The sequence below is a fragment of the Parvibaculum sp. genome, from assembly GCF_039973015.1.
GTDB lineage: Bacteria > Pseudomonadota > Alphaproteobacteria > Parvibaculales > Parvibaculaceae > Parvibaculum.
In genome coordinates this window covers 39,018-53,510 of sequence record NZ_JBDWLT010000001.1, presented here as the reverse complement: position 1 = coordinate 53,510, position 14,493 = coordinate 39,018, and the positions used below count along the sequence as shown (strand labels likewise).

At 59.4% G+C, this 14,493-nt stretch carries 16 protein-coding genes; 13 read left to right on the top strand and 3 right to left on the bottom strand.

All coding sequences use genetic code 11. The features are described 5' to 3' along the window. Positions 1-295: 295 nt before the first annotated feature. Positions 296-1,465 carry a hypothetical protein gene (locus ABJO61_RS00295; protein WP_348323174.1) on the bottom strand — a complete coding sequence of 390 codons (1,170 nt, stop codon included), beginning with the start codon at positions 1,463-1,465 and terminating at the stop codon, positions 296-298. Between the two features lie 196 nt (positions 1,466-1,661). On the opposite strand from ABJO61_RS00295, the gene ABJO61_RS00290 reads away from it, so the two are divergent. Then, a complete protein-coding gene (locus ABJO61_RS00290) occupies positions 1,662-1,895 on the top strand; it encodes a hypothetical protein (protein WP_348323175.1) in 234 nt (77 codons plus the stop codon). 103 nt (positions 1,896-1,998) lie between these two features. On the opposite strand, the gene ABJO61_RS00285 is transcribed toward ABJO61_RS00290, so the two are convergent. Beyond that, the gene (locus tag ABJO61_RS00285; RefSeq protein ID WP_348323176.1) at positions 1,999-2,442 is read right to left on the bottom strand and encodes a DUF1801 domain-containing protein; all 444 of its coding nucleotides are present in this window, start codon (positions 2,440-2,442) and stop codon (positions 1,999-2,001) included. A gap of 4 nt (positions 2,443-2,446) precedes the next feature. Further along, the gene (locus ABJO61_RS00280; protein ID WP_348330871.1) at positions 2,447-3,064 is read right to left on the bottom strand and encodes a TetR/AcrR family transcriptional regulator; all 618 of its coding nucleotides are present in this window, start codon (positions 3,062-3,064) and stop codon (positions 2,447-2,449) included. 132 nt (positions 3,065-3,196) lie between these two features. Between ABJO61_RS00280 and ABJO61_RS00275 the strand changes: the two genes are divergently transcribed. The 12 genes from ABJO61_RS00275 to egtD all read left to right on the top strand — a co-directional run bounded on the left by ABJO61_RS00275 (position 3,197) and on the right by egtD (position 14,491). After that, on the top strand, positions 3,197-3,820 hold the full coding sequence (locus tag ABJO61_RS00275) for a hypothetical protein (protein WP_348323178.1): 624 nt from the start codon (positions 3,197-3,199) through the stop codon (positions 3,818-3,820). Between the two features lie 85 nt (positions 3,821-3,905). Then, entirely contained in the window at positions 3,906-4,793 is an 888-nt protein-coding gene (locus tag ABJO61_RS00270; protein ID WP_348323179.1) for a hypothetical protein, read from the top strand. Between the two features lie 138 nt (positions 4,794-4,931). After that, complete coding sequence (locus tag ABJO61_RS00265) at positions 4,932-6,542, top strand: acyl-CoA synthetase (protein ID WP_348323180.1); 1,611 nt, start codon at positions 4,932-4,934, stop codon at positions 6,540-6,542. Positions 6,543-6,687: 145 nt separating this feature from the next. Beyond that, positions 6,688-7,881 (top strand): acyl-CoA dehydrogenase family protein, encoded by a 1,194-nt coding sequence (locus tag ABJO61_RS00260; RefSeq protein ID WP_348323181.1) that lies wholly within the window; start codon positions 6,688-6,690, stop codon positions 7,879-7,881. A gap of 85 nt (positions 7,882-7,966) precedes the next feature. Then, the gene (locus tag ABJO61_RS00255; protein WP_348323182.1) at positions 7,967-9,106 is read left to right on the top strand and encodes an acyl-CoA dehydrogenase family protein; all 1,140 of its coding nucleotides are present in this window, start codon (positions 7,967-7,969) and stop codon (positions 9,104-9,106) included. Between the two features lie 56 nt (positions 9,107-9,162). Then, positions 9,163-9,831, top strand: coding sequence for a DUF1007 family protein (locus ABJO61_RS00250; RefSeq protein ID WP_348323183.1), 669 nt, complete (start codon positions 9,163-9,165; stop codon positions 9,829-9,831). Next, positions 9,828-10,808, top strand: a complete 981-nt coding sequence (locus tag ABJO61_RS00245) for a nickel/cobalt transporter (protein ID WP_348323184.1) — start codon at positions 9,828-9,830, stop codon at positions 10,806-10,808. The genes ABJO61_RS00250 and ABJO61_RS00245 overlap by 4 nt, the downstream gene beginning before the upstream one ends. 102 nt (positions 10,809-10,910) lie before the next feature. Beyond that, on the top strand, positions 10,911-11,150 hold the full coding sequence (locus tag ABJO61_RS00240; RefSeq protein ID WP_348323185.1) for an AMP nucleosidase: 240 nt from the start codon (positions 10,911-10,913) through the stop codon (positions 11,148-11,150). Between the two features lie 25 nt (positions 11,151-11,175). Beyond that, positions 11,176-11,625 carry a hypothetical protein gene (locus ABJO61_RS00235; protein ID WP_348323186.1) on the top strand — a complete coding sequence of 150 codons (450 nt, stop codon included), beginning with the start codon at positions 11,176-11,178 and terminating at the stop codon, positions 11,623-11,625. Positions 11,626-11,830: 205 nt separating this feature from the next. Then, positions 11,831-12,034, top strand: a complete 204-nt coding sequence (locus ABJO61_RS00230) for a cold-shock protein (RefSeq protein ID WP_348323187.1) — start codon at positions 11,831-11,833, stop codon at positions 12,032-12,034. 187 nt (positions 12,035-12,221) lie between these two features. Continuing rightward, positions 12,222-13,514 carry an ergothioneine biosynthesis protein EgtB gene (egtB, locus tag ABJO61_RS00225; protein WP_348323188.1) on the top strand — a complete coding sequence of 431 codons (1,293 nt, stop codon included), beginning with the start codon at positions 12,222-12,224 and terminating at the stop codon, positions 13,512-13,514. Continuing rightward, complete coding sequence (egtD, locus tag ABJO61_RS00220) at positions 13,511-14,491, top strand: L-histidine N(alpha)-methyltransferase (protein WP_348323189.1); 981 nt, start codon at positions 13,511-13,513, stop codon at positions 14,489-14,491. The genes egtB and egtD overlap by 4 nt, the downstream gene beginning before the upstream one ends. Positions 14,492-14,493: the final 2 nt, after the last annotated feature.

The window sequence follows — 14,493 nt, the reverse complement described above, 5'->3', positions numbered from 1 at the left end:
GATCGAGCGCCCTTCGCCACGTAGGCGGGCAATCTCGCACCGGTCTTCCAGAGTGAACTGCTTGTATTTGTGCCCCATCGCAACACCTTAAGCCCAAGCTGGTGTTGCACTTCGTTTGTGAACTCAGGGGACCCACTCGCAGCGCCTCTTGCCGTAGCCTTGGATGTCGCTCCTCACTTCACCCCAATCTCATCATTGTGGAATATCGAGACGACATAGCAGACACGTTCAGACGCCGAAGAAATCAGTGCAATTATCATGAATCCGGAACCTTCTGAGCGAGATCGGACGAAGCTCATTGGATACTCTTGAAACCCGAACCTTGGAGCCAGCCATTCAGCGCTTGCTTGACGATGTAATCGGTCGGTTCAGGACCAGCCGATTGCAAGCCCTGCTCTTTGTCGAACCACACCGCCGTCGCAGCTCCCGTGGCAATATCGACCACATAGAACCCGCCTGTATCATTGCAGCTATGTGCTTTGCACCCCGCACCAATGAGATAGCGATTTAGCAAAAGCTCCCCGGGTGAAGAAACTTCAATGTGTTCTCTGAATTCTTTGAGCCGCTGGCCTAAAATGTCAGCCAAAGGTTTCCGAGCAACGGGATCGGCGAGCAACTGGAAGGGATACGCTTTTGCCATCTCCGAATAATCTGTTTTCCCATCAAACGGCGCCGCAATGAGCAGCTTGCGGTCACGGTAGTAAAGATAGTTCGAGGTCAGCGGATCGCCATTTCTGTCTGTCTCGACCAGATTGTGGCCGGACACCAACACGATGGTGGGCGATATCTGGGAAAAGCGTAGGTCTTCACCCAGATCGACAATTTTGATGACGGTGGGGGACGACGTGGTGAGGTCGATGATATTAGCGGTAGGCGCACAGCAGTTTCCACCGCCATCCGAACTCGCATTGACGAGAACCGGCACGCCAGATGCCGGATAGCCGCTTATCAGCGTAATATACTTGTCGCTCAAAAGTTCTTTGCCTTGCCAGACAAGCGACTGACAATGGTCAGAGGATTGCCAGTTACGGCAGCCAGCAACCACCTGAAGTTTTTCTTTCCCAACGGCGATCCTTTGGATCACGTCCTCAGCAATAACGGGGGCGGATGTCGACGTGTTGATTCGCTGATCGCGCGATCTGTTCACTTGAAATCGCTTCATCGGATCGCCGGTTTGAGGTCCGGCAGGCTCTTGCCCCTTTGGAAGAGGCGTATGGTCATCCACTTCCGCGAAAACGCTGGGGTCTCGACCGACAGACGAGGTGGCGATGGAGCCGCATATTTTGGTCAAATCTTGTGTTAGCGAATAAATGCCCCAGTCCTGTTTTAAGCACTGACTATACGTATGCCGCCAAGAAGGGCTGTGTTTTAGGAGCGCCCAATCTGGCGCTAACAGAAAATATCCAACGCCCACTGCGACGACGATCATCGCAAACGTTGCAGCAATCCAGATTCTCGCATTCATCGAAGTCCCCCAAATCAGCGCACAGCATAAGCTGGGCGCGTTCAGCACGAGAGAATAATAGTAATGCGTCTTAAGCTTTTTCTTGCCTGCTCGTCCTGCAAGTTCCCGCCATGTCAGCCCTTTTCCCACGTTTCCTCGATATGAAATTCGGTTCCTCGAATAGTCTTTTCGTGTTCTTGAAACAGGAGGTAATGTTATGCACTTTTTGCTCGCTACCGCTCCGATCGTTTTCTCTCTCGCCTCGGCTTACTCGGGCTGGCAGGCGGCGCGCATCGAGGTACCCGAAGTGGCGCTTACGTACAGCGGCACGGCGGATCTCCTCGCCCCACTGCGAACTGCGACGACAAACTCGATGAAATGGGCGCAAATGGCCGCGTTCTTCGCCGCGCTAGCGGCGCTGGCCGGAGCCTTGAATTTTCCGGATGCATGACGTCCCCACTATCAAAATGATCCGATTGCGGTCCCATGATGCACAATCTCTTGCGCTCTTTCGGAGTGCATTTGAGAAGGCTGACTTCTTGCGTTCAACGCCCTTATCTGTAGGAACCGGCCTTCCCCTTCAGCTTGTAGGTCAGCGCCATGCGGATGCAGTGTTCGAGCGCCGCTTTCGGCGGTCTGTCGCCCGCATCGAAAAAGATCGACCTGTTACCGCCGAAGCGAAGTATGCCGTCATAGAGCGCGCGATAATCGCCGATCAGCGTCGTCTGGCAATGGACGTAGAGCGCGTGGGCCCCGTCTTCCGTCCCGTCGAGACGAATGGTCGTGCCGCTGCCGGTCTCGGAAGTGAGATAGGCAGGCTGCCCCCATTTGAGCGTTTCCTCGATTTCGCCGACGCCCTCCGTCTTGTCCGCAACGTCGAAGATCGTCTCCCTGAGCAGCATCAGCCGCGCCCGGATGGGCGGCGAGTAATTTTCAAAGACCTTGGCCACCTTCTTGTCTGTAAACGGACGAAAGTGGGATTTTGTTTTCTTCTTCACCACCTCACCCGTTCGTCGGTGCGCCGAGCCGCGACAGAAGCTGCATCAGGCTCGCGCCATAGGTCGCCCGCGCGGCCGCCGCATCGTCGGCTTCCGCGATGGCGAGCGCCGCCTGCATCGCCGCCCCCGCGATCACATCGGCCAGTGGTTCGAGCGGCTGCTCCGGGATCAGCCCCTCCTCCACCAGATGCTCGAGCGCATGGCCGATCAGCGCCAGATGGAAGGGCCGCTGCACGTCGCGCCATTCCGCCCAGCCGAGCACGGCCGGCCCGTCCAGCAGCACGATCCGCTTCGCATCCGCGCGGCTGAAGATATCGAGCATCACCTGCGTGCCGACCTGCAGGTCCTCGCGGTCATGCTCGATCCGCTTCATCGTCTCCTCGAAAATCTCCTGCCCCATCTCCATCAGCATCTTTTCGAACACCGCGCGGAAGAGATCGCGCTTGTCGGCGAACTGATGATAGAGCGCGCCGCGCGTCACCCCCGCCTCGCGGACGATCTCCTCCGTGCCAACCTCGCCAAAGCCCCGCTCGGCGAAGAGGCGGCGGGCCGTCTCGATCAGCTTCTCCCGGTTGCGGGACGGCTTCTTGGCGGGGGCGGTGCGGGACAAGGACTTTTTCATACTGCTTGTATGTTTTCTCGGTCTGGGGTACTGATTCATACATCCTGTATGAAAATTTCGGGCGCGCAACGAAAACAGTTTCAGGGAGGGCTGAGGGGTGGCAAATCCGGTTTGTGACGGTTTGGTGACGTTATGATGACAGTCACCCGCACTTATCCCCGCTGGCCGTTTTTCGGCGTCCTCGCCATGGTCGCCGCGATCGTGGCTGGCAGCCTCGCCGCCTTCGACGAGCCGCATGCCGTCCTCCAGCACATCACGCGCTACACGGCGCGTGTCGCCTTCCTCACTTTCATCATCGTCTTCGCCTCCGGCGCGCTCGCCGCTCTTTTTCCGTCGCCGGCGACACGCTGGCTGAGGCGCAACCGGCGCTATACGGGGCTTTCCTTCGCCCTCGCCCACTTCCTGCATCTCATTGCAATCATTGTGCTTTTCGCAACGATCGGCGAAACGCCGGGCCTCGTCACCCTGCTTGGCGGCGGCCTCGCCTATGTCTTCATCGCGGCCATGGCCGCCACCTCCAATGACTGGTCGGTGAGGAAGCTGGGGCCGCGGAACTGGCGCCGCCTCCACCTCGCGGGCCTCTACTATGTCTGGGCGATCTTCATGAATTCCTATCTTGGCCGCCTCGCAAGCGACGCGCCGCCCGAGCCGAAGTGGATTTTCGCGCTCACCGCCGCTCTCGGCTTCACGAGCCTCGCGCTGCGCATTGCAGCCTGGATGAAAAAACGGCGGAAACCCGCCCTTTCCACAGCCTGATCGATCACGACCTCTTGTTCGTGAGGCAGCCGCACACATGCTAGTCTGAAATCTCGTCGGCGGTTTCGCTTGCGGGGTCTCCAGCATGTTTGGACTGGGCGGCACGACGGGTTATCGGGCGCTGGCAGCGCGGCTCCTCCTGCCGGCGATCCTTCTCCTTGTGCCAACCCCTTCTGCCGCCAACATTTTCGGGACCGACGACCGTCGCGACATCGCCCCTGAAGACGGGCTTTCCGGCATCGGCACCATCGTCTGCGAAGGCACGACGCGCCGTCCCACCGCCGCCCTCGTCACCCTCCCCGGCACGGTCCCCGGCAGGGATGTCATTGCGACCGTGGCGCACGCTTTTCTGGGCTCCAACGGACAACGGCTGGAAGCCTGCGAATTCTGGCCCGGTGCCGATGCTTCGCTTTCCGCGCCCATCGCCTTCCTCGAAACCGGTACGCTGAACCCGGAAGGAAACTGGCACAATGACTGGGCCGTTGGCGTGCTCGACCGTCGCCTGCCGGGCCACCTCTCCCGCCTCGTTCCCCGCGCCCTGGATGCCAGGGAAGCGGAGCTGAAACGCCGCAACCCCGCGCATTTCCTGCTCGTCGGCCATAATGGCGAGCGCGGTCCCCTTCAGGTCTCGGAGCGGTGCGGGCCCGTCGCGAAAACCGGTTCGGACCTCAACCGCTTCGACGCCCGTGTCTTCAATCATGATTGCGACATGATGCCGGGCTGGTCCGGCGGCCCCCTTGTCCTGAAGGAAAACGGCACGGACTACCTGATCGCCGTGAACTCGACCGAAGTGAACGCGATTACCCATATTTCAGGCCGTCCCTATAACGGCCGCATGAACCCGAACACCGCTGTACGCGTCGACGGCGTCTTTCTCGAAACCCTTCAAAGGTTGCTGAAATCGGGCGCACCCGGCAGCGCCTCCGGCTGCCTCGTGGCCAGCATGGGCGGAATGCCTGCCCTTCCCTGCTGAGACGACGTAACGTCAGCGCGATTCTCGGCAACGCGGATGACCGCTCCGCAATTCGCTGTATATTGTTGGCAAAAGAATTGGCACCTGCCGCCATGAATGCGGCCGGGTCCGACAAAACCGGTTTCTGGGAGGACACCAATGGCTTGGAATTTCGGGGATATCCTCGACGCAATCTCACCCGTCCTGCCGCAGGACGCGCCCGCCTTCATTCATGGCGAACGGCGCATCACCTGGGGCGAAATGACGAAGCGCTCGAACAATCTTGGCCGCGCGCTGATCGAGCGTGGTGCAAAGCCGGGCGACAAGGTCGCCTTCTACATGCGCAACCGGCCTGAATATGGCGAGCTTCTTGCTGCCTGCTTCAAGGCGCGCCTGACGCATGTAAACGTCAACTACCGCTACAAGCCGGACGAAGTGTTCTACATCTTCGACAATTCGGATGCGCAGACCGTGGTCTATGGCAGCGAGTTCCGCGAAATCATCGAGGAAATCCGCCCTCGTCTCACAAAGGTCCAGACCTTTGTCGAGGTGAACGACGGCGGTGAAATCGCTTCCTTCGCCGAGCGTTACGAGGATCTCGCGACGACGGAAAATGGCGAGAAACTCGATATCGAGCGCTCGCCCGACGACCAGCTCTTCATCTACACGGGCGGTACGACGGGCATGCCGAAAGGCGTGATGTGGCGGCACGACGATCTGCGCGAAGTGCAGCTTTCCGCGCTGCGCCGCCTCGGACCGGTGCCGGAATCGCTACCCGCGCTGATCGAGGCAATCAAGGAAACCGGGCCCGCCGGTCCCATGATCCCCGCCTGCCCGCTGATGCACGGCACGGGACTCCTGACCGCACTCGGCAACATGATGTCGGGCGGCTGCGTCGTGACACTCGACAACCAGTCACTGGAGCCGCATGAGCTTTGGGCGGCGGTCGACCGCAACAAGGTGCAGCAGGTGGCGATCGTGGGCGATGCCTTCGCAAAGCCGATGCTGCGCGCCCTGGAAGAAACACCCGGAAAATACGACCTTTCCTCCATCGCGACGATCATCTCGTCGGGCGTGATGTGGTCCACGGAAGTGAAGCGCGGGCTGCTCAAGCACATGCCGGAGGCGATCATGACCGACAGCTTCGGCGCATCGGAGGCGGTCGGCCTTGGCTCCTCGCTGATGACGAAAGACGGGGAAATCGCCACGGCGAAATTCCAGATCGGCGAACGCTGCAAGGTCTTCGATGAAAACGACGAGCCGGTGGTGCCGGGATCGGGCAAGCCGGGCTTCATTGCCCTCGGCGCACCTATCCCGGTGGGCTACTACAAAGACCCCGAAAAAAGCGCCAAAACCTTCAAGACGGTGCGCGGCGAGCGCTATTCGATCCCCGGCGACTGGTGCACGGTCGAACCGGATGGCACCCTGACGCTGCTGGGCCGCGGCTCCGTCTGCATCAACACGGCAGGCGAGAAGGTTTACCCCGAAGAAGTCGAAGAAATCCTGAAAACCCATCCCTCGGTCGAGGACGCACTCGTCATCGGCCTGCCGGACGAAAAGTGGGGACAAGCCGTCACGGGCGTCGTCAAGCTCAACAACGGCGCGAGCTTCGACGAGGAAGCCTTGCGCGCCCATGTCCGTGACAAGCTCGCTGGTTACAAGACGCCGAAGCGCATCGTGATCGGAACCGTCCCCTTCCGGGCGCCAAACGGCAAGGCCGACTACAAGGGCGTCACCGAGTTTGCCAAGCAGACACTTGGGGCGGCCTGATCGCCGACCAGACCGAGAAGGGGGAAAGGGCCGGCAAAAACTGGCCCTTTTTGCCTTTCGATTCTTCCCCCGGGCAGGTTGCCACGGCGGGGTCGGCTGATATTCTGTCAGCCAACGAAACCAATTGAACCAAAAGAGAAAACAGATGGAAGCGCTCGACCAGTTCCGTCAGGAGACCAGAACGTGGCTGGAGGAGAATTGCCCTCCATCCATGCGCACACCGATGCCCGAAGAGGAGACGGTCTGGGGGGGCAGGAACGCCACATACCCGAACCCGGATGCAAAGCTCTGGCTCGACCGCATGGCCTCGCGCGGCTGGACCGCGCCGACATGGCCAAAAGAATACGGCGGCGGCGGCCTTAGCAAGGAAGAGAGCCGTGTTCTTCAGCAGGAGCTGCGCCGCATCAAGGCGCGCCCGGCACTTTCGAGCTTCGGCATCTGGATGCTTGGGCCGGCCCTTCTCGAATTCGCCAACGAAGAACAGAAGAAGGAACACCTGCCCAAGATCGTTCGCGGTGAAATCCGCTGGTGTCAGGGCTACTCCGAGCCGGGTGCGGGCTCCGACCTCGCGGGCCTACAGACCAAATGCGAGGATAAGGGCGACCACTACCTCGTGAATGGCCAGAAAATCTGGACCTCCTATGCCGACAAGGCCGACTGGATTTTCTGTCTCGTTCGCACCGATCCGGCGACAAAGCACGACGGTATCAGTTTCCTGCTCTTCGACATGATGTCGCCGGGTGTTGAGGCCCGACCGATATCGATGATCTCCGGTGCTTCGCCCTTTTGCGAAACATTCTTCACCGATGTGAAGGTACCGAAAGAGAATCTGGTCGGAGAACTCAACAAGGGATGGACTATCGCGAAGCGCCTGCTGCAACACGAGCGCGAAATGATCTCCGGTATGGGGCTGGGCGGCGTCGGCGCGGGCGGCGGCATCGGCAGCCTTGAGCAGGTTGCAAAAGACTATTTCGGCGAGACGGATGGCAAGATCGCAAGCCCGTCGCTTCGCGACCACATCACGCGGCAGAAGATGGACTCCAAGGCTTTCGCGCTGACCATGATGCGCTCCGCCGAAGAGGCAAAGGCGGGCCAGGGCCCCGGCGCTGCAAGCTCTATCTTCAAATATTACGGCACAGAGCTGAACAAGCGCCGCTACGAACTCCTGCTCGAACTGATGGGTACGCAGGCACTCGGCTGGGAGGGCGACGGTTTCAACGATGGTGAAATCACCGTCACCCGCTCCTGGCTACGCTCGAAAGGCAACTCCATCGAAGGCGGCACGAGCGAGGTTCAGCTCAACGTCGTCTCGAAGCGAGTCCTCGGCCTGCCCGACTAGAGCTCCATGAATTGAATGACGCTCCCCCGCAGGAATGCGCAGCGTCCGACGCTATATTGAAACAACAGAAGAATCCCGGGACGAAATGGCACTTGTACTTACCGAGGAGCAACAGCTTCTCCGCGATACGGCAACACAGTTCTTCCAGGAGCGCCTGCCCATCGCCAATCTGCGCAAACTTCGCGACTCGCGTGATGCGGTGGGCTTCGACCGCGACGCATGGAAGGAGATGGCCGATCTCGGCTTTGCCGGCATCATGATCTCCGAAAAATATGGCGGCACGGATTTCGGCCCCGTAGGCCTCGGCCTCGTGCTCGAACAGGCCGGCCGCACACTCGCCGCAAGTCCCCTTGTCTCGACTGTCCTGCTGGGGGGCTCCGCTGTCCAGCTTGCCGGCAATGCGACACAACGTCAGGATATCCTCTCCGCAATTGCCGCAGGTGACCGCCTCATGGCTCTGGCACTGGAAGAGGGGCCCCACCACAATCCGACGAAAATTGCCACTCAGGCCGTCGTCAGCGGCAGTTCCTATCGCATCACTGGCTCGAAAACCTTCGTGCTGGACGGCCATATCGCCGATCAGCTCATCGTAGTCGCCCGCACCTCAGGCGACAGCACCGACCGCTCGGGCATAACCCTCTTTCTGGTCGACCCGAATGCGGATGGCGTAAAAATCACGCGCACACTGATGGTGGACAGCCGCAACGCCGCCAATATCGAGTTTGACAATGTTACCGTCCCTGGCTCCGCTGTACTCGGATCCATCGATGGTGGCAACGATGTGCTGGATCAGGTGCTCGACATTGCGCGGATCGGTCTTTCCGCGGAGATGCTCGGCCTCGTGCAACAGACCTTCGACGTCACTCTCGCCTACCTCAAGGAGCGCAAGCAGTTTGGCAAGGTCATCGGTTCCTTTCAGGCCTTGCAGCACCGAATGGCGGTTCTTTTCGCGGAAATCGAACTTTGCCGCTCTGTCGTCCTCGATGCACTTTCCGCTCTGGAGGAACGCCGGAACGAAGTTCCACAAATTGCAAGCCTGGCCAAGGCGCGCCTATCCGAAATTTCGACCTTGATGACCAATGAAGGCCTGCAGATGCATGGCGGCATGGGGATGACCGATCAGTTCGACGTCGGTCTCTACATGAAGCGTGCCCGTGTTGCTGCGGCAAGTTTCGGCGACAGCAACTTCCACCGCGAACGCTACGCTGCACTTGAGGGCTATTGAACTTACCGGCCGGGGTCACACCCGGCCGGTCTTTTGGGCAGGTTTCGAAAGCATCCATGCAAAGTTGGTTCGCGCGACTTTTCCCTTTTTTCGTCCTGCTGGCTATTGCCAACCCGCTTGCGCCTCCCGCTTCCGCGCATCCGCATGTCTATATCGATATGAAGACGGCCTTCCACTTCGACGATCAGGGCCGCCTCGAATCCCTTCGGATCACTTGGATTTTCGACGAGTTCTACTCCGCCTTCGCGGTCGATGGAGCCACCAGGTCCGGCAGCAGCTATGACGAGAAATTTCTTTCCGCCTTGGCGGAAGAAAACCTGAAGAATCTCGCCGAATGGAATTACTTCACCGAAGTGACGTCCCAAGGAACCACCATCGAAACCGGCAAGGCTGCCGACGGGGTTTCAACCTGGGACGATGAGACAGGGCGGCTGTCGCTCGCTTTTTCACTACCGTTGAAGGAAGCACGCGCGGCGCCTCCCGAAGCCCCGGTGAGCGTCCGCATTTTTGATCCATCCTACTACATCAGCATCGACTACCTGCCCGATGCCCCGGTCTCGCTGGCAGACGGCTCCCATGAAGGCTGCGCGGCTGCAGTCAACGTCCCGGAGGTCGAGCAGGTCTGGACCAACCTTCCCGAAAGCGCCTTCACCGATCCGAACAGCAGCCTTGGCGCCAACTTTGCGTCAACGGTCGTGCTTACCTGCAAGTCCGGGAAATCATGAGACAGAGAACGGTCACGATACTCTTCGCAGTCGCGGGGCTTTTCATATTCGCATCTACGGCATGGGCACAGAGCGCGCTTCCTCTGCCCGGCGGCAGTGCACCGGCGCAAGCGCCCGGCCTCTTTTCCGGCTTCCTGCGAGAGGTGATGGCCACACAGCAAGAATACTACCGCGCCATGGCAGGTGCCCTGCGCTCCGTGAACCTGAACGGTTCGGCAGCGGCCGCATGGACCCTCGCCTCTTTATCCTTCCTCTACGGCATCTTCCACGCCGCCGGCCCCGGCCACGGCAAGATCATCGTGACCTCATATCTCCTGGCCGACGAAAAAGATGTACGCCGTGGAATCCTGATCGCCTTTCTATCCGCCCTGATGCAGGCCGTGACGGCGATCCTTGTCGTTGGGCTCCTCGCAGTCGCCTTGGGCCTCACGCATCGCACCACGGCAAGTGCTGTCCCCATCATTGAACGTGCGAGCTACGTGCTTATTTCATGCGTCGGCATCTGGCTTCTTTGGCGTGCGCTGCGCCGCCGCCCCGGCGGCTCCGTACATCACGATCATGCACACGAGCATGAGAACGGTCACCATCATCACGATCACGCCCATATGCCAACACCCGCAGAAATGCGAAGGGCAAGAGGGGGCAGGGAAATGGCCGCGATGATCCTGTCCGTCGGGCTCCGCCCCTGTAGCGGTGCAATCCTCGTGCTTCTCTTTGCAGTCACGCAGGGAGCTTTCCTGATCGGGGCCGCATCTGCTCTGGTCATGTCGTTCGGCACGGCGATTACCGTCTCGGCACTGGCCATCCTGACCGTTTTTTCAAAGAATCTGGCCCTGCGCGTCGCCCGTCGAACCGAGAGTCGCTGGGCTGTCCGCCTTGAATGGATGCTGATGGCGGCAGGGGGCGCAATAATCCTTCTCTTCGGATTGACGCTGCTTGCAAGCACCTTCTCGGGGCCGGCCTCCCCTCTTCTCTGAAGAGCCTGGCCGAAGCTATCGACAAGCCATGGCCTCCGCCCCATACTGCCCGCAATCGCCGGGAAGCCGGCCCCCTCATGGACTGAAGAGCTTAGAGACAAGATGGCCGACGAGACCACAGCAACCGAACTGCCCGAACGCATCACCGTTCTCGCCCGGGATTTCACCCCCGCCGCGATGGAGTTCCATCGCCGGAACATGAGCGAGAAGGGCTACCGGATGGAAGGCCAGATCGTCCAGCGCAAGTTCCAGATGATCGAAGGCATGGGCGCCCCCAAGGATCTCTTCGAAGGCGAACTTTTTTATGCGGTGACCTTCGTCCGCAAGAACATCGAGAAGTAGGGCCTGCGGCAAGCAGGGCTGAACCATGACCGCTGATCATGACGAATTTTCCAGCGGGCCGATCCTGAAAAACGAACCTGCGGTAACACGCTGGGTTCTGCTTCGCGACGTGGCTGTCTTTCACGGCAAGCTCGTACTCGACGGCCTCAAGGATATTCTTCTGAGCCCCGTCTCCCTCGGCGCCGCGGCCATTTCTCTCTTTAACAAGGAAGATGAGACCGGGCGGCAATTCTACGAAGTACTGCACACCGCTCGCCGGCTCGAGGACTGGCTCAACAAATACGGTGAAGCAGACCGAATTCCCGCGCCCGGCTTCGCAACCAAGCAGGAAGGCGAAAGCATAGATGTCATGGTCGCCCGCCTCGAAGAACTTGTGAAACGTCAATATGAACGCGGTGGCCTGACGGCAAACGCCAAAGACGCAATCGACCGTGCCCTCGACGCCGTTCACGACAAGCTGCGCGCACGCGGTTGAATCGAACCGACCGCCTTTTTTGCCGCCGGGAAATCCGTTGACTCGCCCAAAACCATCGTGTTGTGTGGAGTGGCAATCTACCTTTTGGCCTGCCTTGGCTGCGTTGCCCTCAGGGCCTTTCAAGACTCCCAAAACTCAGGTTGTACGACGCCGTGCGACGGTCGCGCGGTCAAGCTCGCATGCAAGTGCGTCAGGAGAACTTGAAATGGCTACAGGCGTAGTGAAGTGGTTCAACACCCAAAAGGGCTACGGCTTTATTCAGCCGTCGGACGGTGGCCGCGATGTCTTCGTGCACATCAGTGCCGTCGAGCGGGCGGGCATGAGCACGCTCAACGAAGGTCAGAATATTAATTACGAACTTGTGACAGAAAAAGGAAAGACCTCGGCAGCAAACCTCACGCTAGCGTAAGCGCCTCTTTCCATTAAGAAATCTGAATGGCCGGGCTTCATGTCCGGCCATTTTCTTTTGGGCCGTACCGAAAACTGTCAGGAGACTGCATTTGCGGCCCTATTTGCCCCTGTAAGGTTGAAGCTCGGAACTCTACATGTTTGCATGAGTTTGAGTCGGGACGGACAAAACATGAAGAGGCCAACTCATGCCGGAATCTCTCACTCGCGAGAGCGGTTTCACATCCCCGAACACGCTTTCGCAGGAAGAAAGTGGGAACCGGGCCCGGCTGAAGGAACACTATCTTCGTGTCCGCAGCCAAACTGACGCCCTTTCCGCACCGCTAAGCGCGGAAGATCAAACCATACAGTCAATGCCGGATGCCAGCCCTACCAAATGGCATCGCGCCCACACGACGTGGTTCTTCGAGACCTTTCTTTTGCAGCCTCACAATGAGGGGTATGAGGTTTTCGACGAAACCTATAACTACCTCTTCAACTCATATTACGAAGCGGTGGGCGAGCGGCATCCTCGCCCTCGGCGCGGCATGGTTACGCGACCGGATGTTGGCCAGATCGGTCACTACCGAGCCCACGTAGACGAAGCCATGACTCATTTTATCGATAACTGCCCCGATGATGTGCTGGCGCTGGTCGAGCTTGGCCTCAACCACGAACAGCAACATCAGGAACTGCTTGTCACGGACATCAAGCATGCGTTCTCGCTAAACCCGATCAGGCCGGTCTACAGAACGCGAGAGCAGAACCCGGCGGCAAACGATTCCGCGCCCAAACTTCGTTGGCACGACATTGCCGCCGGCCTCTATACGATAGGCCATGCAGGCGAAGGCTTCGCATTCGACAATGAAGGGCCGGAACATAGCGTCTTTCTTCATGACGCAAGAATCGCGAACCGACCCGTCAGCATTGGCGAATATCTCGACTTCATCGCGGATGGCGGCTACCGGCGAGCCGAGTTCTGGCTCTCGGATGGCTGGGATACCGTGCAGCGCGAGGGCTGGGAAGCGCCTGCCTATTGGGATCGCGAGGGCGCCTTGTGGATGACCTACACCCTCAATGGCCGCCGCCCGGTGCGCGAGGATGAGCCTGTTACGCATGTCAGCTTCTATGAAGCGGCTGCCTATGCCGCCTGGGCGGGCAAACGTCTTCCGAGCGAAGCGGAGTGGGAAGTCACGGCGCGGGCCCAGCCTCATGCAAACAGCCAGATGCCAGCGCTAAATCCGCATCCGCAGCCGCTTGCACCCGGTTTTGTTCAGGACGTGTGGGAATGGACCGGGAGCGGCTATCTGCCCTATCCCGGCTTTCGCGCGGCGAAAGGCGCCGTCGGTGAATACAACGGAAAGTTCATGGTCAATCAGATGGTTCTCAGGGGCCGCTCCTGCGCGACGCCACCCGGCCATGAACGCCTGACTTACAGAAACTTCTTCGGACCCGCTGCCCGATGGCAGTTCAGCGGCTTCCGGCTAGCGGAGGATAAATGAGCAAGAGCAGAGAGAGCCGTCTGGAGGAACTTCAGAATCTGGAACCGTCCCTCGACGAGTTTCGCGCGGACGTGATCGGCGGCCTTTCGGAACAGCAAAAGACCCTGCCCTGCAAGTTTCTCTATGATGAGCGCGGGTCGCAGATCTTCGATGAGATTTGCGATGTACCGGAATATTATCCAACGCGCACAGAACGCCTTATCCTCGAACATCACGCGCGAGACATTGCGGCGCTTGCCGGGCCGAAGGCAAGGCTGATCGAATTCGGCTCTGGCGCAGGCACTAAAATCCGTCTCTTGCTGCGGGCTCTTGAGCGTCCCGCTGCCTATATGCCGGTGGAAATATCCCGGGAATACATGATTGCTGCTTCGCAAGATCTCGCAAAGAGCTTTCCCGACCTGACCATTGCACCGGTCTGTGCGGATTACACTCAGCCTTTCACCCTCCCGGACATTCCTGAGGCAGAACATGAAGCCACCCTCGGTTTCTTCCCCGGGTCGACCATCGGCAACTTTACGCGCATGGAGGCAGTCGGCTTTCTCAAGGTCACCCGCGAGCTTATGGGACGTGGCGCCGTGATGATCATCGGTGTTGATCTGGTGAAAGACCTCGACGTACTGCGGGCCGCCTACAACGACGCGGCAGGGGTCACCGCAGCCTTCAACCTCAATCTTCTCCGCAGGATCAACCGGGAGCTCGGCGGCACATTCGATCTCTCTTCCTTCCGTCACGAGGCGCGATGGAACGAGGAGCTTGAGCGGATCGAAATGCACCTGGTGAGCCTGCGCGATCAGGAAGTAACCGTCGGAACACATAGGTTCCGCTTCCGTGAAGCCGAAACGATCCACACGGAAAGCTCGCACAAATACCGGATTGAAAGCTTCCACAAGCTCGCGAACGAAGCGGGCTACGACGCAATCAAGGTCTGGACAGACGAGCAGAAACTCTTCAGCGTGCATGCATTACGTGCCCGCTAGGA